The organism is Aliihoeflea sp. 40Bstr573 (assembly GCF_024105655.1).
Lineage (GTDB): Bacteria > Pseudomonadota > Alphaproteobacteria > Rhizobiales > Rhizobiaceae > Aliihoeflea.
In genome coordinates, this window is record NZ_JAAAMH010000002.1 from 176,634 (window position 1) to 197,479 (window position 20,846).

At 65.2% G+C, this 20,846-nt stretch carries 20 protein-coding genes; 11 read left to right on the plus strand and 9 right to left on the minus strand.

Annotated elements, in window-relative coordinates; translation table 11 throughout:
- Positions 1–102: 102 nt before the first annotated feature.
- A complete protein-coding gene (rsmD, locus tag GTK01_RS04065; protein WP_252924570.1) occupies positions 103–657 on the minus strand; it encodes a 16S rRNA (guanine(966)-N(2))-methyltransferase RsmD in 555 nt (184 codons plus the stop codon).
- On the minus strand, positions 654–2,486 hold the full coding sequence (locus tag GTK01_RS04070; protein WP_252924571.1) for a pseudouridine synthase: 1,833 nt from the start codon (positions 2,484–2,486) through the stop codon (positions 654–656). Before GTK01_RS04070 ends, rsmD begins: the two co-directional genes overlap by 4 nt.
- A gap of 97 nt (positions 2,487–2,583) precedes the next feature.
- On the opposite strand from GTK01_RS04070, the gene GTK01_RS04075 reads away from it, so the two are divergent.
- Positions 2,584–3,015, plus strand: coding sequence for a nucleoside deaminase (locus GTK01_RS04075; protein WP_252924572.1), 432 nt, complete (start codon positions 2,584–2,586; stop codon positions 3,013–3,015).
- 4 nt (positions 3,016–3,019) lie between these two features.
- On the opposite strand, the gene GTK01_RS04080 is transcribed toward GTK01_RS04075, so the two are convergent.
- The 6 genes from GTK01_RS04080 to GTK01_RS04105 all read right to left on the minus strand — a co-directional run bounded on the left by GTK01_RS04080 (position 3,020) and on the right by GTK01_RS04105 (position 10,381).
- A complete protein-coding gene (locus GTK01_RS04080; protein WP_252924573.1) occupies positions 3,020–3,664 on the minus strand; it encodes a hypothetical protein in 645 nt (214 codons plus the stop codon).
- A 168-nt stretch (positions 3,665–3,832) separates the two neighbouring features.
- The gene (ileS, locus tag GTK01_RS04085) at positions 3,833–6,835 is read right to left on the minus strand and encodes an isoleucine--tRNA ligase (RefSeq protein ID WP_252924797.1); all 3,003 of its coding nucleotides are present in this window, start codon (positions 6,833–6,835) and stop codon (positions 3,833–3,835) included.
- A gap of 364 nt (positions 6,836–7,199) precedes the next feature.
- A complete protein-coding gene (locus GTK01_RS04090; protein WP_252924574.1) occupies positions 7,200–8,000 on the minus strand; it encodes a MipA/OmpV family protein in 801 nt (266 codons plus the stop codon).
- 69 nt (positions 8,001–8,069) lie between these two features.
- Positions 8,070–9,062 carry a bifunctional riboflavin kinase/FAD synthetase gene (locus GTK01_RS04095; protein WP_252924798.1) on the minus strand — a complete coding sequence of 331 codons (993 nt, stop codon included), beginning with the start codon at positions 9,060–9,062 and terminating at the stop codon, positions 8,070–8,072.
- A 5-nt stretch (positions 9,063–9,067) separates the two neighbouring features.
- On the minus strand, positions 9,068–9,919 hold the full coding sequence (locus tag GTK01_RS04100) for a TIGR01459 family HAD-type hydrolase (RefSeq protein WP_252924575.1): 852 nt from the start codon (positions 9,917–9,919) through the stop codon (positions 9,068–9,070).
- Between the two features lie 69 nt (positions 9,920–9,988).
- The gene (locus tag GTK01_RS04105) at positions 9,989–10,381 is read right to left on the minus strand and encodes a hypothetical protein (protein WP_252924576.1); all 393 of its coding nucleotides are present in this window, start codon (positions 10,379–10,381) and stop codon (positions 9,989–9,991) included.
- 178 nt (positions 10,382–10,559) lie between these two features.
- Between GTK01_RS04105 and groES the strand changes: the two genes are divergently transcribed.
- The 9 genes from groES (at position 10,560) to hisG (ending at position 19,289) form a co-directional block, all read left to right on the plus strand.
- Positions 10,560–10,856, plus strand: a complete 297-nt coding sequence (gene groES, locus GTK01_RS04110; RefSeq protein ID WP_252924577.1) for a co-chaperone GroES — start codon at positions 10,560–10,562, stop codon at positions 10,854–10,856.
- 62 nt (positions 10,857–10,918) lie between these two features.
- Complete coding sequence (groL, locus tag GTK01_RS04115) at positions 10,919–12,571, plus strand: chaperonin GroEL (RefSeq protein ID WP_252924578.1); 1,653 nt, start codon at positions 10,919–10,921, stop codon at positions 12,569–12,571.
- Positions 12,572–12,861: 290 nt separating this feature from the next.
- Positions 12,862–13,032: a CsbD family protein gene (locus tag GTK01_RS04120; protein ID WP_252924579.1), complete on the plus strand. Its 171-nt coding sequence runs from the start codon at positions 12,862–12,864 to the stop codon at positions 13,030–13,032.
- A 114-nt stretch (positions 13,033–13,146) separates the two neighbouring features.
- Positions 13,147–13,584, plus strand: coding sequence for a YqaA family protein (locus GTK01_RS04125; RefSeq protein WP_252924580.1), 438 nt, complete (start codon positions 13,147–13,149; stop codon positions 13,582–13,584).
- Positions 13,585–13,631: 47 nt separating this feature from the next.
- On the plus strand, positions 13,632–15,023 hold the full coding sequence (gene fumC / locus GTK01_RS04130) for a class II fumarate hydratase (RefSeq protein ID WP_252924581.1): 1,392 nt from the start codon (positions 13,632–13,634) through the stop codon (positions 15,021–15,023).
- Between the two features lie 245 nt (positions 15,024–15,268).
- Positions 15,269–15,643: a DoxX family protein gene (locus GTK01_RS04135; protein WP_252924582.1), complete on the plus strand. Its 375-nt coding sequence runs from the start codon at positions 15,269–15,271 to the stop codon at positions 15,641–15,643.
- A gap of 172 nt (positions 15,644–15,815) precedes the next feature.
- Positions 15,816–17,264, plus strand: a complete 1,449-nt coding sequence (gene hisS, locus GTK01_RS04140) for a histidine--tRNA ligase (RefSeq protein WP_252924583.1) — start codon at positions 15,816–15,818, stop codon at positions 17,262–17,264.
- Positions 17,261–18,379 (plus strand): ATP phosphoribosyltransferase regulatory subunit, encoded by a 1,119-nt coding sequence (locus tag GTK01_RS04145; RefSeq protein WP_252924584.1) that lies wholly within the window; start codon positions 17,261–17,263, stop codon positions 18,377–18,379. The genes hisS and GTK01_RS04145 overlap by 4 nt, the downstream gene beginning before the upstream one ends.
- A gap of 214 nt (positions 18,380–18,593) precedes the next feature.
- Positions 18,594–19,289, plus strand: coding sequence for an ATP phosphoribosyltransferase (gene hisG, locus GTK01_RS04150; RefSeq protein ID WP_252924585.1), 696 nt, complete (start codon positions 18,594–18,596; stop codon positions 19,287–19,289).
- On the opposite strand, the gene GTK01_RS04155 is transcribed toward hisG, so the two are convergent.
- Positions 19,284–19,916 (minus strand): hypothetical protein, encoded by a 633-nt coding sequence (locus tag GTK01_RS04155; RefSeq protein WP_252924586.1) that lies wholly within the window; start codon positions 19,914–19,916, stop codon positions 19,284–19,286. The two genes, hisG and GTK01_RS04155, sit on opposite strands and share 6 nt — an antisense overlap.
- A 70-nt stretch (positions 19,917–19,986) precedes the next feature.
- Between GTK01_RS04155 and GTK01_RS04160 the strand changes: the two genes are divergently transcribed.
- Positions 19,987–20,691 carry a type 1 glutamine amidotransferase gene (locus tag GTK01_RS04160; RefSeq protein WP_252924587.1) on the plus strand — a complete coding sequence of 235 codons (705 nt, stop codon included), beginning with the start codon at positions 19,987–19,989 and terminating at the stop codon, positions 20,689–20,691.
- Positions 20,692–20,846: the final 155 nt, after the last annotated feature.

A 20,846-nucleotide genomic window follows, 5' to 3' on the forward strand; every position in this document is an offset into this window, starting at 1 on the left:
GGTTTGATATGCGTTGGACGACAGATAGCGCGTTCGCCCACGGCGAAGAACCGGCGCGCCGATTAAATCTTCGTCATGTCTGGAGACCGAGAGAGGCCGAAATCAGGCAGCGAGGCAAAAGGCGATGGTCGTGTCGCCATAGTCGCGGCGCTCGTCGAGCGTGAAACCGGCCGGCGGCTGGAACGGTGTCGCCGCCGCTTCCTCGACGAGACAGAGCGCGCCGGGCTTCAGCCAGCCGCCGTCGCGCGCCGAGGCCAGTGCGCGCTCGCCGAGCCCCTTGCCGTAGGGCGGATCGGCGAAGACGAGGTCGAAGGGCTGGAGCGTACCGGCATCGCCAAGCCCCGTCGCGTCGCGGCGGAAGATCTTTGTTCGCCCCGAAAGGCCGAACGCCTCGACATTGGTGCGGATCAGTCCGCGCCCTTCCGCCGATTCCTCGATGAAGACGCCATAGGACGCACCACGCGAGAGGGCTTCGAGCCCGAGCGCCCCGGTGCCGGCGAAAAGGTCCAGCACGCGCGCACCGTCGAGATGCTCGCCATAGCGATGCGCGATCACGTTGAAGACGGCCTCGCGTGCGCGGTCGGTCGTCGGCCGGATCGCATCCGTCTTCGGCGTGGCAAGAGGCCGGCCGCGAAACGCGCCGCCGACGATCCTCATCGCTCGCGATCTCGGCGATTTCCAACCGGACGGCCACCGGCCGGCTTATTGCCATCGGGACGTCCGCCCCGATCATCGCGGCGTGGTCCCTTCGGACCGTCCGCACCTTGCGGGCGCGGCTTGCCGGCATAGCGCTTGCCCTCGGTCTCCTCGGCGCGCCTGGCGGCTTTCTTCGGCCCGAGCGCCTTGGCGCCGGGCGCCATCCAGACATTGGCGGTGCGCGAGCGCTGTGGCTCGGCCTTCTTCTCGAAGCCGCCCTTGCCGCCCCTTGCATCCGCGCCCTTGGCGCCGGCACTCTTGAAGCCTGCTCCCTTCGGGCCGCCTCGCCCGCCGGGCCTGGAGGTCTGCAGACGCCCCAGCGCATCCTCGCGCCGCTCGTCCTTGTCGCGCTTGCGCGGGGCCGCCTTGCGCACCTCTTCCTCGCTAACGCGCTGCGCCACTGGCTGGTTGGAGAATTCCTTGATCACGGGCGCGTCGAAATCCGCGCCCGATTCGGCAATCAGCTTGTCGCCGAGTTGGTCGCGCAGGTGGCGTCCCCGCAGTTCCTGGATTTCGCCCTCGGCGAGTTCGCCGAGCTGGAACGGTCCGTAGGAGACGCGGATCAGGCGCGTGACCTCGAGGCCGAGCGCGCCCATCACGTTCTTGACCTCGCGGTTCTTTCCTTCGCGCAAGCCGATGGAAATCCAGGCATTGGTGCCCTGTTCGCGCTCCAGCACCGCCTCGATCGAACCGTAGAACACGCCGTCGACGGCGATGCCGTCCTTCAGCGCTTCCAGCTTTTCAGGCTCGACCTTGCCATGGACGCGAACGCGATAGCGGCGCAGCCAGCCCGTCGAGGGCAGTTCCAGCGTGCGCGCCAGACCGCCATCGTTGGTCAGCAGCAGCAGGCCCTCGGTGTTGATGTCGAGACGGCCGACGGTCAGAAGCCGCGGCAACCCCTTTGGCAACACGTCGAAGACGGTCTGCCGGCCTTCCGGGTCCTTGTTGGTGGTCACGACGCCGGAGGGCTTGTGGAACAGGAAAAGGCGGGTGCGCTCAATCACAGGGATCGGCGCGCCGTCGATCTCGATGCGGTCCTTGCCGGTGACGTTCAGCGCAGGGCTCTCGAGCACCTTGCCGTTCACGGAGACCCGACCTGCGGCGATCATGTCCTCGGCATCGCGGCGGGAGGCGACGCCGGCGCGCGCCAGACGCTTGGCGATCCGCTCCTCGCCACGCGCGGCCTCGGCCACATTTTCGGCTTGCGGGCGACGGTCGTCATCGCGCATCTGAAAGGGCTTGCGGTCGCCGTCGCGCTTCACGAACGGCCTTTTGTCGCCATCACGCGCGGCATAGGGTTTGCGATCCCCGTCGCGTTTTTGGAACGGTTTGCGTTCGCCATCCTCGCGCTTGGCAAAAGGCTTCCGGTCGTCGCCCTCGCGGCGCACGAACGGCTTCTTCTCGCCATCCCGGGGGGCGTAAGGCTTGCGGTCCCCGTCGCGGTTTTGGAACGGCTTGCGCTCGCCATCCTCGCGCTTGGCAAAAGGCTTCCGGTCGTCGCCCTCGCGGCGCACGAACGGCTTCTTCTCGCCATCCCGGGGGGCGTAAGGCTTGCGGTCCCCGTCGCGTTTTTGGAACGGCTTGCGTTCGCCATCCTCGCGCTTGGAAAAAGGCTTCCTGTCGCCATCGAAGCGCGGCTTCGGGCGATCCTCGCCGGTTCCGGCGCCCTCGCGCTTGACGAACGGCTTGCCGCGTGCGCCCTGCGGACGCTCGCCTTCCCGTCCCGCATAAGGCTTGCGGTTGCCCGTTCGGTCGCCGGAGCGGCCCTTGTTCTTATTGTCGTCGGTCATGTGGCCTTTGCCTTTCAGCGCGGGTAACTATCAGAGCGTTTTCAGCTCTGCGAGTGAAATGTCTCAGTACCAGACCCAATCGGCGCGGCCAGACTTCATGGCCCTCGCCCTCGCGCAAGCCGAGGCCGCCGCCGCGCGCGGCGAGGTGCCTGTCGGCGCCGTCATCGTGCGCGACGGCGAGATCGTCGCCGGCGCCGGCAACCGTACGCGCGAACTCAACGACCCGACCGCCCACGCCGAAATGCTGGTCATCCGCGAGGCCTGCGCGGCGCTCGGCCAGGAGCGCCTGACCGGGCTCGATCTCTATGTCACGCTGGAGCCTTGCGCGATGTGCGCGGCGGCCATCTCGTTCGCGCGCATCCGCCGGCTCTATTTCGGCGCCGAAGACGAAAAAGGCGGCGCCGTCGTCAACGGGCCGCGCTTCTTTTCGGCACCCACCTGTCACCACGCGCCCGAGACTTACTCGGGCTTTTCAGAGCGGAAATCCGCTGAACTTCTGCGCAGTTTCTTCAGGTCGCAGCGCTTGTGACCGGTCAAAGACCGGGAATCATGTCTCGCCAGGTGACCTTGCCCTGGGCCTGCTTGGCTGCGCGTTCCTTGCGCCACTCATCCTCGCCGACATCGCCCACCGGTGCGCCGGCTGCGGGCTGGCGGTACTGCGTCGGCGGCTCGGACAGGAACCTGCGCTGATTGGGGTCTCGCGCCTGTGACAGAGCCAGGCGGCGGTTGAACTCCTCGCGCTGCGCGGCCCGATCGACGCTCATCGAATCGACGCCTTTGTGCCTGTCCAGGTTGGCCACGCTGGGGGCGCTGCGCGGGCCGGTGAGGCCCGAGCTGTACGAATTGTCGTCCTGGTTCAGCGTCGCTTCCTGGCGAACGCGGGCAAGCCGCGCCTCAGGCGATTCCGGCCATGCCTCGCCGCTCGAGGCGCTCTGCTGCGGCTGGGGCAGGACGGCCGTGGACGCCGGGCGCACGAGATCGCCGCGCGGCTGATAGTTGATCGGCTCACGCTGTTCGGGCTGCAGCGACAGGATACCCGTCACGTCTTCGAGAAGCTGCTGATCGGAGGGCGTGCCGGTGCCGTAGGTCGGCCCCATGCAACCGGCGAGCGTCAAGGCGGAAGCAATGGCCAGTCCGGCCGGCAGCATCCGGTTCGCCGTCAGTCTTGCATTGCTCATCGCACCCTCTTCCGTCACTGACTATTGGCCCCAGAGCGCGCCTTCGCCCGCAAACGCGGCGACAACAAGGCGTCCAATCTCGGGGTGCCTGTATCGCATGACGCGCCTTTTCACGCAACGGCACGACGCCGCTTGCCAACACACTTCGCCGTCAGCGGCGCACCGCCATCAACCCAAGCGGCCGAGCCTGCGCAATTCCTGCAGCGCGGCCGCATCACGCGCGGACACGTCCGGGAATTCCGGGTCGGACCCGACATCGTCGGTGAAGCGCCAGGAGCGCGCGCATTTCGCACCGGACGCCCGCTTGAACACGACACCGACGCCTTTGACGTCGTCCAACACGAACGCGCCATCGGGCGCCGGACCTTCGACGATCTCGATGCCGCTGGTGATCGAGATCTCCGCCATGTCGCGGTCGGCGATTGCAGCGAGCAGGTCCGCGTCGGCGACGTAGACGAGCGGAGCCGCTTCAAGCGAGGAGCCGATCGTCTTGTTCTTGCGTTCGATTTCGAGCGCGCCGGTCACGACGCGGCGAACCTGGCGCACCTTGCGCCACTTTTCCGCCAGCGCCGCGTCACGCCACTCGACGGGAACCGCGTCGAACTGCTGGAGATGAACCGACACGGCATCCGGGTACCTTTCGAGCCATGCTTCCTCGCACGTGAAGGGCAACATCGGCGCGAGCCATTTCACCAGATTGTCAAACAGCTTGCGCACGACCACGATCGCCGCCTTGCGGCGGGTGCTCGACGGCGCGTCGCAATAGAGCGTGTCCTTGCGGATGTCGAAATAGAAGGCCGAGAGCTCGACCACCATGAAGTCGATCAGCGCGCGGGTGATGCGTTTGAAATCGAACGCGTCGTAGCCCTTGCGCACCACCTCGTCGAGTTCGGACATGCGATGCAGCATCAGCCGCTCGAGTTCCGGCATGTCCGCGAACGCGACCTGTTCGCCCTCGTCATGGGCGAGCGTGCCGAGCATCCAGCGGATCGTGTTGCGCAGCTTGCGGTAGGCGTCGATATTGGTCTGCAGCACGTTCTTGCCGAGCCGCTGGTCTTCCCAATAGTCGGTCGTCATGACCCACAGGCGCAGGATGTCGGCGCCGGACTTTGACATAACGTCCTGCGGCGTGACGGTATTGCCCAACGATTTCGACATCTTGCGGCCGTCTTCGTCCATGGTGAATCCATGCGTGACGACGGTGTCGTAGGGCGCGCGGCCGCGCGTACCGCAGCTTTCCAGAAGCGAGGAATGGAACCAGCCGCGATGCTGGTCGGAGCCTTCGAGGTAGACGTCGGCCGGCCATTTCAGGTCCGGTCGGTCCTCCAGCGTGAAGGTGTGGGTCGAGCCTGAATCGAACCAGACGTCGAGAATGTCGGTGACCATCGTCCACGACTCGTTGGCGCGCGACCCGAGAAAACGCTCGCGCGCACCTTCCGCAAACCATGCATCCGCGCCCTCGGCCTCGAAGGCATCGAGAATGCGCTGGTTGACCGCATCGTCGATCAGCACCTCGCCATTCTCGTCGGCGAAGACGCAAATCGGCACGCCCCACGCTCTTTGACGGGAAAGCACCCAGTCGGGCCGGTCCTCGATCATCGCACGCAGGCGCGTCTGGCCGGCGGCGGGGACGAAACGCGTGTCGTCGATGGCATTCAGCGCGCGGGAGCGAAGCGTGGTGCCGTCGCCCAGTTCCTTGTCCATATGGACGAACCATTGCGGCGTGTTGCGGAAGATCACCGGCTTCTTGGAGCGCCAGGAATGCGGATAGGAGTGCTTCAGCCGGCCGCGCGCGAAGAGCATGTTCGCGCCGATCAGCGCTTCGATAACGGCCTTGTTGGCATCGCCCTTCTTGCCATTGTCGTCGATGACACGCGCCGCACCGCCCTCGCGGTCCGGCCCGAAGCCCGGCGCGTCCTTGGTGAAGAAGCCGGCGTCGTCGACGGTGAACGGGATTTTGGACGAGATGCCCCGCGCTTCCAGATCCTTCGCGCCATCCATCCAGGCGTCGAAATCCTCGCGGCCGTGGCCTGGCGCGGTGTGGACGAAGCCGGTGCCTGCGTCGTCGGTGACATGGTCGCCAGGAAGCATCGGCACGACGAAGTCGTAGCCGCCGCCAAGACCTTTGAGCGGGTGCGAAAGCTGAATCGCACCAAGGGCTTCGGCTGAAACATCGCGCAAACGGTTGAAGCCGAGCTTGGCCTTGGCGAACGACTCCTCGGCCAGGGCGTCGGCGAAGATCAGCTTCTCGCCCGGCTGGGGGCCGAAGTCGTTTTCGGCCGAGGTGACCTCGTAGAGGCCGTAGGAAATACGCGGCGAGTAGGCGACCGCACGGTTGCCGGGGATCGTCCACGGGGTGGTCGTCCAGATGACGACGTGTGCGCCGTTCAGTTCATCTGCCGCATTCGCGAGGTGAACCGCCTGCCTAGCGATCGCATCAATCTCCCCCTCACCGGCTACGCCCATTAAGCCAGTTGTCGTGGTCACTCGACGAGCCACCGGGAACTTCACCCAGATCGTGTCGGACTCGTAATCCTGATACTCGACCTCGGCCTCCGCCAGCGCTGTGCGCTCGACCACGCTCCACATCACCGGCTTCGAGCCGCGATAGAGCTGGCCGGACTCGGCGAACTTCAACAGCTCTCCGGCGATCCGCGCCTCGGCGTGGAAGTTCATCGTCGTATAGGGATTGTCGAAATCGCCTTCGACGCCGAGGCGCTTGAACTCTGCCGACTGAACGTCGATCCACTTTTGCGCGAACTCGCGGCATTCCTTGCGGAACTCGTTGACCGGCACCTGGTCCTTGTCGAGACCCTTGGCGCGATACTGCTCCTCAATCTTCCATTCGATCGGCAGGCCGTGGCAGTCCCAGCCGGGAACATAGTTGGAATCGTAGCCGCGCATCTGGAAGGAGCGCGTGATGACGTCCTTCAGGATCTTGTTGAGCGCATGGCCGATATGGATGTTGCCATTGGCATAGGGCGGGCCGTCATGAAGCACGAAGAGCGGACGGCCCTCAGCCTCTTCGCGCAGCTTCTTGTAGAGGCCCATCTCCTGCCAGCGGGCCACGATCTGCGGCTCCTTGTCGGGCAGGCCCGCGCGCATCGGAAACTCCGTCTGCGGCAGATAAAGCGTTTTCGAATAGTCGATCTTCTCGGCAGCGTCGGTCATCGTCATGGCCCTGTGGCGAACGGCAAGGTTCGCGCGTCAATCAATGTCGGTAGGGGGAGCGCGCGCAAACTGGCGGCGCGGCAAACGGCAGCAACCCGGACCGTCCGGCAGCCATCAGGCCACCCGGACAGCCGGGCCAATAATTCGTATCGTCCGCGCGATCATGGTCAGCAAGTCAGACATCGACCGCGCTTTTAGCGGAGGCTTGGACGGGAATAAAGGACTTTCCTGTGATGATGCTCGTTCGCAAGACCATCGATGTCATCATCGGGACGTTCTGTATCGAGAGTGGACGCGAGCTTCTCCGCAATGATCGCGACTTCCAGCATTTCGAAGGACGTCTTAGCCTTCGATCGCGATGATCCTATAGCGAGAAGTCGAAGCGATAGGTCGCCGAAACGCCGATCAGGAACTGGTTCTCGTCGCCGCGCTCACGTACGAGGCTCGAATCCGCCGCCGGTCCCACGAGACGCGAATATTCGCCGAAAAGGCTGGTCTCTATCGTGTCGGTCACATCCCATCTGATCGCCGCGCCGACGCCGACCGAGCGGAAGCCGCCGTCGGGCGTGTAGGGCGTCAGGCCCGAGGCGAGCGACTCGGCTGCCGAGACGCCATAATAGGCGTCGAAATAGTCGCTCGACGCCATTGAGACACGCGGGCCCGCCGAGATCTGGACGGTGGGCGAAACGTTCATGAAGGCGTCGGCGGAAAGGTCGGCGATGATGCCGTCATGCGAGCGAATGCCGTGGCGCACCTCGCCGCGCACACGCAGCCAGTCGGTCGGATAGACTTCCGCGAAACCGCCAAGTTCCGCACCGAAGCGTATCGGGTCGAGTCCGACGAGGTCGTCCGAATCTCCGCCATCGCGCTCGAATACCAACTTGCCGGTCGGACCGGCGCGGAAGGTGCCGGTGTCGATCAGGCCGATCGAAATATTGTCGTTGCGCGAGGAAAAACGCCGTTCGGTGCCCTGCCGGCCGAAGGAGACGATCGGCTGGGCGACGAAACGATACTTGTCGTCGCCTTCATATTCGGGAAGCGAGATCGCCGCGACGCCGAGCGTCAGGCTCCAGTCGCCGGAGAACCAGCCCGATTGCGCGAGAGAGGGCGTCGCCAACATCGTCGAGACGGAAAGAACCAGACCGGCAACTGCAAATTTTGACATTATGATCTCCTCGTCACGCGCATGACCGCCCATGCCCGCTATGAGGCACCTTCACAAGTAAACAAATGTTCAGAGCGCGGCGAAGTGGAGCGCCGCGTCGAGTTCGCCCACGGGCTGTGCCTTTTCCATCACGGCGCGCGCCTCTGCCTCATCGCGCTTCATCTGCGCGGTCAGCGCGTCGAGACTGTCGAATTTTTCCTCACCGCGCAGCCGGGCGAAGAAGCCGACTTGGCAAATCTCGCCGTAAAGGTCGCCGGAAAAGTCGAAAAGGAATGTCTCGAGCAGCGGCGCACCGTCTTTGGTGACGGTCGGACGTCGCCCGAAGCTTGCGACGCCGTCATGCAAGGAGCCGTCCGCGCGCTTCATCCGAACGGCATAGATTCCGTGGGCAAGATGGATGTCCGGCGAAAGCATCATGTTGGCGGTGGGATAGCCGAGCGTGCGCCCGAGCTTTTCTCCGCCGACGATCCTGGCCTCCACCGCAAAGCGGTATCCGAGCAGTCCGGCGGCCTCGGTCACGTCGCCTTCGGCCAGCAATTCGCGGATGCGGCTTGACGAGACGATCTGCGCCCCCTCGTCGCGAAAGGCATCGACCAGCGTCACGCCGAAGCCATGACGCCCACCCGCCTCCATCAGGAAGGCCGGACCGCCGCCTCGGTTCTTGCCGAAATGGAAATCGAAACCGGTCACCGCGTGCGCGATGCCAAGCCGCCCGACCAGTATCTGAGCCACGAACGCCTCCGCGGTCAGCCCGGCGAAATTGGCGTCGAAGCACTGCTCGACCATGCCGTCGAAGCCGCAGGCGCCGATCAGCCTGGCCTTCATCGCCGACGAGGTCAGGCGAAAGAGCGGCACGTCCGGCCGGAAGAACAGGCGTGGATGCGGATCGAATGTCAGCACCAGCGCCGGCGCGCCGAGCCGCGTCGCTTCGTCCAGCGCCCGGTCGAGCACGGCGCGGTGGCCGCGATGGACCCCGTCGAAATTGCCGATGGCGACGACGGCGCCGCGCAAATGCTCCGGCAAGGCGTCGCTTCCGCTGATGTGGACGAAGTCGCCGCCCATACGGATCAACGCAACCGCGGGATCGAGGCCACGGGCGCATAGCCGTGGCTGTCGAGAAAGGTCGCCAGACGCTCCACGTCCGGTGCGCCGTCGGCATCGTACTCGCGCGCGTGGATGCCGGCCGTGACGAACAAGACGTCGATGTCGTTCGATGCTGCGCCCTTGACGTCGGTCATCACGCCGTCACCGATCGCCAAAACGTCGCTCGGCTTGACCTGGCGGCCGAGCGCCTGGGCGGCGAGGATGAGCGCTGCGACGTAGATCGGCTGGTGCGGCTTGCCGGCCACGAAGGAACGGCCGCCAAGCTGCGCGTAGTCGCGGGCAAGCGCGCCGGCACACCAGACAAGCTTTTCGCCGCGCTCCACCACGATATCGGGATTGGCGCAGATGAAGGGCAGGTCGCGCGAGCGGAAGCGCTGCAGCATTTCCGCATAGTCTTCGGGCGTCTCGGTCTCATCGTCGAACATTCCGGTGCACACGACGCCGGAGGCTTCCTGCTCCTCGACCAATTCCACATCGAGCCCGTCATAGAGCGAGAGGTCGCGGTCGAGCCCGAGATGGAAGATGCGGCGCGGGCCGTCTGCGATCAGGTCGCGCGTCACGTCGCCTGAGGTCACCAGATAGTCCCAGCAATCGCGCGGCACGCCGATGGCGGCGAGCTGGTCCTCGACATCGTCGCGCACGCGCGGCGAATTGGTGATGAGGATGACGATCTTGCCGTTCTGGCGCGCGCGCTTCAGGGCCGCACACGCGTCCGGGAATGGGTCGACGCCGTTGTGGACCACGCCCCAGACGTCGCTCAAAATAACGGAGTAGCCGTCGGCGAGGTCGTCCAGGGTGTCGATCAGATTTGGCATTTCAGGCTCGTCCGCGCGATTGGAGATGGCCCCGCATCTAGCCGAACGCCGCGCCCGAGTCATCCGCTTTCACGTCGCCTCGATGCCGTACCGCTCGACGATCTCGGGCTGGATCAGCTTTGCATGGACGGCCAAAAGCAGAAGCTGCGCGTCCATCCCCTCGCCCGCATCGAGCGCCTTTTCCACCCGCGTCTCGATCGCTTCCAGCCGGTCGCGGCCGTGCACGGCCTCGAACGCGTTGGCACCCATCACGCTATAGCCGAACATCTCCGCCACTGCCGGATAGGCTTCCGGCATCTCGTCGATGCCATGGTCCTTCATCAGGTTGACGATGGTCATCTTGACGCCTTCGGGCACCAGGGCGGGATGGAGGTCGACGCCACGCAGCGCCGCGTCGAGCTGGCGAAGGTCCGACGAGCGGCCGAACATGCCGAAAAAGCCGAAGGAGGACCGTCGTCGCATATCCCGTCACACTTCCTGGCTAAAATATTCGGCGCCGCGCGGAGCGATCTTCTTGACTCCTGCGTGCATGGCGCTTACCTGCTCCGTGTTGGCACTCCTCCCTAGAGAGTGCTAACAAAGTCCGGTTCTCCGGACGGAGGGAACCCCTTACATCATCCGTATCGAGGATCAAAGTCACATGACACAGTCGACGTTCCGCCCGCTTCACGACCGAGTGGTTGTCCGCCGGGTCGAGTCCGAGGAAAAGACCAAGGGCGGCATCATCATTCCGGACACCGCCAAGGAGAAGCCGCAGGAAGGCGAAGTCATCGCCGTCGGCTCGGGCGCCCGTGACGAAGCCGGCAAGCTCGTTCCCCTGGACGTCAAGCAGGGCGACCGCGTGCTGTTCGGCAAGTGGTCCGGCACCGAAGTCAAGCTCAACGGCGAAGACCTTCTGATCATGAAGGAAGCCGACATCATGGGCATCATCGGCTGATAGCCGGTCCCGTTCAACCATCCACTCATTCAATGGGCCACTAGGCCCGGGAGCAGAGACAAATGGCTGCAAAAGAAGTCAAGTTTTCCCGCGACGCCCGCGAGCGCATGCTGCGCGGCGTGGACATTCTCGCCAACGCGGTGAAGGTCACCTTGGGTCCCAAGGGACGTAACGTCGTCATCGACAAGTCGTTCGGCGCTCCGCGCATCACCAAGGACGGCGTCACCGTCGCCAAGGAGATCGAACTCGAGGACAAGTTCGAGAACATGGGCGCCCAGATGGTGCGCGAAGTGGCCTCGAAGACCAACGACATCGCCGGCGACGGCACCACGACCGCGACCGTTCTGGCGCAGTCGATCGTCCAGGAAGGCGCCAAGGCCGTTGCTGCCGGCATGAACCCGATGGACCTGAAGCGCGGCATCGACATGGCCGTGTCGGAAGTCGTCAAGAACCTCGTCTCGTCGGCTGCCAAGATCAACACCTCGGCTGAAGTCGCCCAGGTCGGCACCATCTCGGCCAATGGCGAGAAGGAAATCGGCGAGATGATCGCCGAAGCCATGCAGAAGGTCGGCAACGAGGGCGTTATCACGGTCGAGGAAGCCAAGACCGCCGAGACCGAGCTCGAAGTCGTCGAAGGCATGCAGTTCGACCGCGGCTACCTGTCGCCCTACTTCGTGACCAATCCGGACAAGATGGTCGCCGAGCTGGAAGACGCCTACATCCTCCTCCACGAGAAGAAGCTGTCGAACCTCCAGGCGCTGCTGCCGGTTCTCGAAGCCGTCGTCCAGTCGTCGAAGCCCCTCGTCATCATCTCGGAAGACGTCGAAGGCGAGGCTCTTGCCACGCTCGTCGTCAACAAGCTGCGCGGCGGCCTCAAGATCGCTGCCGTCAAGGCACCGGGCTTCGGTGATCGCCGCAAGGCCATGCTCGAGGACATCGCAATCCTCACGGGCGGGCAGGTGATCTCGGAAGACCTCGGCATCAAGCTCGAGAATGTCGGCCTCGACATGCTCGGCCGCGCCAAGAAGGTCTCCATCACGAAGGAAAACACGACGATCGTCGACGGTGCCGGCCAGAAGTCGGAAATCGAAGGCCGCGTCGCGCAGATCAAGGCGCAGATCGAAGAGACCTCTTCGGACTACGACCGCGAGAAGCTGCAGGAGCGTCTTGCCAAGCTCGCGGGCGGCGTTGCCGTCATCCGCGTCGGCGGTTCGACGGAAGTCGAGGTCAAGGAGAAGAAGGACCGCGTCGACGACGCCCTCAACGCGACCCGCGCGGCCGTGGAAGAAGGCATCGTCCCCGGCGGCGGCACCGCTCTTCTGCGCGCTTCCAAGCTGATCACCGCCAAGGGCGAAAACGCCGATCAGGAAGCCGGCATCAACATCGTGCGCCGCGCGCTGCAGGCTCCGGCCCGCCAGATCGCGACCAACGCAGGTGCCGAAGCCTCGATCGTCGCCGGCAAGATCTTCGACAACGGTTCGGAGACCTACGGCTACAACGCCCAGACCGGCGAATATGGCGACATGATCCAGATGGGCATCGTCGACCCGGTCAAGGTCGTGCGCACCGCCCTGCAGGACGCCGCTTCGGTTGCCGGCCTTCTCGTGACCACCGAGGCGATGATCGCCGAGGCTCCGAAGAAGGAATCGGCCGGCGGCGGTATGCCTGGCGGCATGCCCGGCGGCATGGGTGGCATGGGCGGCATGGACTTCTAAGAAGTCCATAAAGCTTCGCCCATCATCAAAGTGCCGAGGCCCGCAAGCGGCCTCGGGGGCCGCATGGACTTCCAAGAAGTCCACAAAGCTCGCCCAACATCAAAGTGCCGAGGCCCGCGAGCGGCCTCGGGGGCGGTATGGACTTCCAGGTCCAAGCTCAGGTGCATTCGGAAAGGGCGTCCCTCGGGGCGCCCTTTTTGATTTCGTGATCGCGCACACTGCAACCAGTGGTCACATGCCACGTTCACTTCGCGCTCGACATTTCGTCGGTATTTCCCAAGGAGATGACGATGGTGAACAAGGATCAGGTCAAGGGCGCCGCCAAGCAGGCCACGGGCACCGGCAAGGAAGCTGTCGGCAAGGCAACGGGCTCGACCAAGACCGAAATGAAGGGCAAGGCGGAGAAGACCGCCGGCAAGGCCCAGAAAGAAGTCGGCAACGCGCGCGAACGCGTGAAGTAGCAAGCTTCATCACGACCGAATTCCGGGCGCCCCGCGGCGCCCTTTTTCGTGGGCGCTTGCCAGTTCGCCCCGCGGCGGGCACGAAGCGCCCATGATCGCATCCCGCTTCCCCGCATGACCGCCGAGCTTGCTGCGCTTTGGGCGCTCGCCGTCTCGGCCTTTACCTCCGCCACGCTGCTGCCCGGCACGTCCGAGGCCGTGCTCGCCGGCTTGCATGCGGCCCGCGCCGCCGAGCCGCTGTCCCTCCTTCTCGTCGCCAGCCTCGCAAACACGGCCGGCTCGGCCGTGAACTGGGTGCTCGGACGCCTCGTCGCGCGTTTTCGCGACCGACGCTGGTTTCCCGCCTCGCCGGACCAGATCGCACGGGCGGAAGGCTGGTACGCGCGCTATGGCCTCTGGTCGCTATTCCTTTCCTGGGTTCCGATCATTGGCGACCCGCTGACCGTCGTCGCCGGCATCTTGCGCGTGCCCTTCCCCGTCTTTCTCGTCATCGTCGCCATTGCAAAGACCGGGCGCTACGCCTTCGTCCTCGGTCTTGCATCGCTCCTTTGAACTGCGCCGCCGATGCCCCATATCCCAACCAACTCAGGGAGCAATGAATGACCACGACCCGCACCGAGACTGATACATTCGGCGAAATCCACGTTCCGGCGGACCGTTACTGGGGCGCGCAGACGCAGCGATCGATCGAGAACTTTCGCATCGGCACGGAAAAGATGCCGCTGCCGCTCGTCCACGCGCTCGGCCTCGTCAAGCGCGCGGCTGCGGAGACGAACCTTTCCTTGGGCATCCTCGATGCGGAACGCGCGGGCAAGATCGTCGAAGCCGCGCAGGAAGTGATCGACGGCAAGCTCGACGACAATTTTCCGCTCGTCGTCTGGCAGACCGGCTCGGGCACGCAGTCCAACATGAACGCCAACGAGGTGATCGCCAACCGCGCCATCGAGTTGATTGGCGGCCAGATGGGCTCCAAGAAGCCGGTCCATCCCAACGATCACGTCAATATGAGCCAGTCGTCCAACGACACCTTCCCAACCGCGATCCACATCGCGATCGTGCGCGAGGCGCATGCGACGCTGCTGCCGGGCCTCGACCATCTGATCGCTGCCCTGCAGGAAAAGGCGGCCGCTTTCGCCGACATCATCAAGATCGGCCGCACGCACACGCAGGACGCAACGCCGCTGACGCTCGGCCAGGAGTTTTCCGGCTATGTCGCCGCCCTCGTCGCCGGCCGCCGCCGCATCGTCGAGAGCCTGCACGATGTCCATGCCCTCGCGCAGGGCGGCACCGCGGTCGGCACCGGCCTCAACGCGCCCGCCGGCTTCGACGAGGGCTTTGCCGCCCGCGTCGCCGAGTTGACCGGCCTGCCCTTCCGCACGGCGGAGAATAAATTCGAAGCGCTGGCCAGCCACGGCGCGGCGGTGCATTTCCACGGCAGCCTTTCCGCCCTCGCCGCCGATCTGTTCAAGATCGCAAATGATATCCGCTTTCTCGGCTCCGGCCCGCGCTCGGGCCTCGGCGAACTCCTTTTGCCCGAAAACGAGCCGGGCTCGTCGATCATGCCCGGCAAGGTCAACCCGACCCAGGCAGAGGCGCTGACGATGGTGGCGACGCAGATTCTCGGCAACCAGACCATCGTCTCGATGGCGGCCAGCCAAGGCCATTTCGAGCTCAACGTGTTCAAGCCCGTCATCGCCAACGCCGTCCTCCAGTCGGTCCGCCTTGCCGGCGACGCGATGCACTCCTTCGCCGACAATTGCGTCGCGGGCATCGCGGCGAACGAGGAGCGAATTTCCGAACTCGTCCAGAAATCGCTGATGCTCGTTACTGCGCTGGCTCCGACCATCGGCTACGACGCGGCCGCCAAAATCGCCAAGACCGCGCACAAGAGCGGCTCGACCCTTCGTGAGGAAGCCATCGCCAGCGGGCTCGTCAGCGCCGAAGATTATGACCGTATCGTGCGGCCGGAGAACATGATCCATCCGGGATGAGGTTTGGACGGAATTAGGCGCTTTTCCGAATTTACCCCACCCTTAATCCCTCTCCCTTGTGGGGGGATACAGGGTGGGGGTCGTCTTCGCGAGAAGCGGTCTGAACGGCCCTATCAATGTGAACACCCTCCCCCAGATCGTTCACCAATCATGAACGCAGCGTCGCATACCGGACGGCTCGCGCAATCGCAGCGCCACACGTAAATAGAGGTCATCCACTCCTCCTCCCAAGGAACAGACCTTTCATGTCCAACGACGCCGTCCTTCTTGTCGCCCGCATCCTCCTGGTTGCGCTCTTCCTCATTTCCGGCTTCGGCATGCTCACCGCGCCGGGCGGTTTTGCCGGCTATATGGGCTCGCTCGGCCTGCCCGCGCCGATGCTCATCACCTGGCTCGTCATCGCGCTCAAGGTTCTCGGCGGCATCGCCATCGTCGTCGGTTTCCAGACGCGCTACGTGGCGTATGCCTTCGCGCTCTTCTGCGTCGCCACCGCGCTGCTCGGCCACATGGATTTCGCCGATCAGAACCAGTTCAACAACTTCTTCAAGAACCTCTCGATGGCTGGCGGCTTCCTGGCGCTGTCGGTCTCGGGCCCCGGCGCGATCTCGGTTCGCCGCTAAGCCTTTCGAGCGGCGATCTCCAGTCGCCAAAGGCGGGCTTCGGCCCGCCTTTTCCGTTTGGCGGTGGGTCGGTGCGATCCAGCCCCGACACTTGCCGCCTTCGTTCCTATCGGTTACGACACGGCGCGCCCGGTTCGGGCGCATTTCCAATCATCGCAGGCGGATTTCAGACATGGTCGACAAGGCGGAGAAAATGAAGGCGCGGCTCCCGCGGGGCTTCGTCGACCGCCATGCCGACGACATCCGGGCCGTCGACGCCATGACCGCGAAAATCCGCGAGGTGTATGAGCTTTACGGCTTCGATCCGGTCGAGCAGCCGATGATCGAATACACCGATGCGCTCGGCAAGTTCCTGCCCGATCAGGACCGGCCGAACGAGGGCGTCTTTTCCTTCCAGGACGATGACGAGCAGTGGCTGTCGCTGCGCTACGACCTGACGGCGCCGCTCGCCCGCTTCGTCGCCGAAAACTTCGAGCGCCTGCCCAAGCCCTACCGTTCCTACCGCTCCGGATGGGTCTTTCGCAACGAAAAGCCCGGCCCCGGCCGCTTCCGCCAGTTCATGCAGTTCGACGCCGACATCGTCGGCACGCCCGGCGTCGCGGCAGATGCCGAGATGGCGATGATGATGGCGGACACGCTCGAAGCCGTCGGCATCAAGCGCGGCGATTACGTCATCCGCGTGAACAATCGCAAGGTTCTCGACGGCGTTCTCGAGGCGATCGGCCTCGGCGGCGACGAGAATGCCGGCCGGCGGCTGGGCGTTCTACGGGCCATCGACAAGCTCGACAAGTTCGGGCCGGAAGGCGTGCGTGCGCTTCTCGGCAAGGGCCGTCTCGACGAAAGCGGCGATTTCACCAAGGGCGCGGGGCTGAACGACGACGCGGTTGCCAGGGTTCTCGCCTATATCGAGACCGGTGAAATCGAGGACAATGAGGGCGTTGCGGAACTCGAGCAGATCCGTGCTCTTTGTGCTGCCGCCGGTTACGACGACGGTCGCGTCAAGATCGATCCCTCCGTCGTGCGCGGCCTCGAATACTACACCGGCCCCGTCTACGAAGCCGAACTGACCTTCGACGTCACCAACGAGGACGGGCAGGTCGTGCGCTTCGGCTCGGTCGCGGGCGGCGGTCGTTATGACGGCCTCGTTTCGCGCTTTCGTGGCGAGCCGGTACCGGCGACGGGCTTTTCCATCGGCGTCTCGCGCCTCGTCACGGCGCTGAAGAACCTCGGCAAGCTCGATTCCGCCAACGTCGTTGCGCCGGTCGTCGTCCTCGTCATGGACAAGGACACCGAATCCCTCGGTCGCTATCAGAAAATGGTCGCGGATTTGCGCGCTGCTGGCATCCGCTCCGAGATGTATCTGGGCGGCGCGGGCATGAAGGCGCAGATGAAATATGCCGACCGGCGCGGCGCCCCTTGCGTCGTCATCCAGGGCGGCGACGAGCGCGCGGCGGGCGAGGTCCAGATCAAGGATCTAATCGCGGGCGCCAAGGCCGCCGAAGGCATCACCGACAACACCGAATGGCGCGAAAGCCGCCCCGCGCAGTTCTCCGTGCCGGAGAGCGAGTTGGTCGCTGCCGTGCGCAAGGTGCTCGAAGGCCAGGCGGCAGAGCGGGAATGACGTCCCGCATCCCCCAGATCGCCGACGACATCCGCGCCATCTTCGCTGCGCGCGGGGCTGGCATGGTCGACGTTGCGATCCTGCAGCCGGCCGATCCGTTTCTCGATATGGCCGGCGAAGACCTTCGCCGCCGGATTTTCCTGACCGAAAGCGAAACCGGCGCGGCGCTGTGCCTGCGGCCGGAATTCACCATTCCCGTCTGCATCGACCATATCGCTTCCAAGGCAGGGACACCGCGGCGCTATGCCTATCTCGGCGAAGTCTTCCGCCAGCGGCGCGAGGGGGGGAACGAGTTCTTCCAGGCCGGCATCGAGGATCTGGGCGAAACCGACATCGCACGCGCCGACGCCCGGTCGATCGCCGATGCACATGCCCTTCTCGCCGGGGTCCTGCCCGCCCACGAGTTGACGATCACCCTCGGCGACCAGCGTGTTTTCGAGGCCGTGCTTGCCGCCCTGGGCCTGCCGCGCGGCTGGCAAAAGCGCCTTGCCCGCGCCTTCGGGTCGAAGGACATGCTCGACGCCGCGCTCGACGACCTTGCCAATCCGGCGCGCAAATTGACGCTCGACGAACCCGTCGCCTCGCTCGTCGCCGAGCGCGACCGTGAGGGGCTTGCGTCCTACGTCGCCGGCTTGATGGCGGATACGGGTCTTGCCGAAAGCGCCGGTCGCACGTCGACCGAGATCGCCAACCGGCTGATCGAGAAAGCCGAACTGCGGTCGGTGCGGCTGTCCGAAGAGGCGCTCGGCGCGCTGAAGACCTTTCTCGCGATCCACGCGCCGCTGCGCCAGGCCGGCAACGCGCTGCGCGATTTCGCCGGCGATGCAGGCATTTCGCTCGGCGCGGCGCTCGACATCTTCTCCGCCCGCTCGCGGTGCATTTCCGAGCTTGGCCTGCCCGAAGCCGCGATCCACTACGACGCCGGCTTCGGCCGCCCGCTCGATTACTATACCGGCCTCGTCTACGAGATCTCCGCCGGCAGTCGCGACCGTCCGCTCGCCGGCGGTGGGCGCTACGACCGTCTGCTGACGCTTCTCGGCGCCAAGTCGCCGATCCCCGGCGTCGGCTTTTCCGTCTGGCTCGACAGGATCGAAGCCTTGAAGGGAGAGGCTTGATGCGGAGGCGGCGGAAGGGTTTTTCCGAATTGACCCCCACCCTTCATCCCTCCCCACAAGGGGGAGGGAAGCCGTCCGCGTCGCGCATAACTTGCCCGGCCCGCCATTCAAATTGGAGGCTCGACGATCACGACTCCCTCCCCCTTGTGGGGAGGGATAAAGGGTGGGGGTACAGCGCCGCCGCAACCGAACCGACGCACACGGGACCCGCAGCATGACCATCACGCTCGCACTCCCCTCCAAGGGCCGTCTCAAGGATGCCGCGCTCGAAAAGCTCGCCGCTGCCGGCTTCAAGGTCGCGACGCCGGACGACGACCGCCGCTACCGCGCGCGGATCGACGGACGCGACGATATCGAGGTCGCGTTCCTCTCCGCCTCGGAGATTTCGCGCGAGCTTGCGCAAGGGTCGATCGACCTTGGCGTCACCGGGGAAGACCTCGTTTGCGAAGGGATTGCAAGCTGGCAGGACCGCGTCGCAATCGGGGCGCGGCTGGGCTTTGGCCGCGCCGACGTGGTGGTCGCGGTGCCCGATGCCTGGCTCGATGTTGAAACCATGGCGGACCTCGAAGACGTCGCCGCCGAGTTTCGCCAACGGCACGGACGGCGGCTGCGGATCGCCACCAAATACTGGCGTTTGACGCAGCAGTTCTTCTCGCGCACCCACGGCATCCAGGTCTACCGGATCGTCGAGAGCCTGGGAGCGACCGAGGGTGCGCCGGCGGCGGGCTCGGCGGACATCATCGTCGACATCACCACCACCGGCTCGACGCTGAAGGCCAATCATCTCAAGGTGCTGGCCGACGGCGTCATCTTGAAATCGGAAGCGTGCCTGTTTTCCGCGAACAAGCAGCGCGGCGCTGAGGACCAGGCGATCGTCGACGAGATCGTGACCGCGGTCGCGGGCTTATAGCCGAACCTCGACACTTGCCCAAACCGGACGGTAGCCGTCGCGCAGCGCGGCGATGGTCGAGGGTGGCGTGATGGCGAATGCGGGCGCCGTTGGCCGGGGGGACGGGACGTAGCCTTCGAAGGTCCAGCGCAGCCAGTTTCCTTCACGGCGAACGAACGGCTGGCCGGCAACTTCGATCATAGCGGCGTCCGGGAGTTCGTCGGGCGCAACAGGAACCGGAGTGGCCCGAGACGAGAGGCGACGCTCGGCGTGAAGGCGCTCGTCCATCTGCGGGGCGGTGACGGAGGCCAGATCGTTTCCGGCCCCGAATGCGGACTGGAAGGCGCGGGCATCGTCGCGGCGGCAGGTGAAGCAGGGGCGGTGGCCGGCGGCGAGCGCCGTGACCTCGTCGGCAAAGAAGAGTTCGGTCCAGCCCGCGCCGCCGTCTCGGCCGTTACGGCCCCAAACGTCGCGCCGCCTTCCCTTCCAGTCGCAGGAGCATACGATCCACGCGCGGGTCGTCCAGCGACGACCGGAGGGTTCTCGGGCGTCGGGATCGTGCAGGATGCCGCGATTGCCGGTGAACAACCCGCGCGCGGGCACGGCGTGAAGGGCGCCGAAGGGATCGGCACGGTTCTGGAGCGTCATTTCGATCCCTTGGCAGAACTTTGCCGTCCATGTTAACCGCCGGACATCGATGGGCAAATCAGGCAGGCAGATGCGCGTTCTCGTCATCCAGAATTTCGACGGCACCGGGCTTGGCCAGATGCGGACCGCGCTCGAGGAGGCCGGCGCCGAAATCGACATGCGCGCGCTGCACGATGGCGGCGTTCTGCCCGAGCGGATCGACGGTCACGACGCGCTCATCGTGCTGGGAGGCGGGCAGAACGCGCTCGCCGACGACGAGCATCCCTACCTGCCGAAGCTCGTCGATTTCATCCGCGATTTCACCGCCAGCGGCCGGGCCGTTCTCGGCATCTGTCTCGGGGCGCAGCTTCTCGCCCGCGCGCACGGGGCGCAGAACCTGATCGGCGGGGCACGCGAATTCGGCTGGCGCGAAGTGGCGCTGACGCCCGAAGGCATCGAAGACCGGGTCCTGGGCGCCCTGCCTGCGCGCTTCCCCATCTTCCAGTGGCACGACGACCACTACATGCTGCCACGCGGGGCATCGCGCCTTGCCGGCAACCTCGTCTCGCACAACCAGGCCTTCCGGATCGGTGAACGGGCCTATGGAATCCAATTCCATTTCGAGGCCGACCGGTCGCTCGTCGCCGAGTGGAGCGAGCGATTCGCCGGCTGGATCGCGGAACGCGAGCCCGATTGGGGCAGCCGCCACAAAGCAGAGGCCGAGCGCTTCGGCCCTGACGCGGACGCGGCCGGCTCCGCGCTTGCGAAGGCCTGGGTTTCCACCATCCGGGGCTGAGAAGTTGCAGAAATGCAACTGATGAAAAATAGGCGTGGCAAAGCCTTGCAGCGTCTGGCTTTCGCCCGATTGGAAGCCTAGATCAGCGGCCGCATCAGACGGAAATTCCGCCCAAACGCGCCTTTTCGAAACCACCGTGAAACAAATCGCGGGGA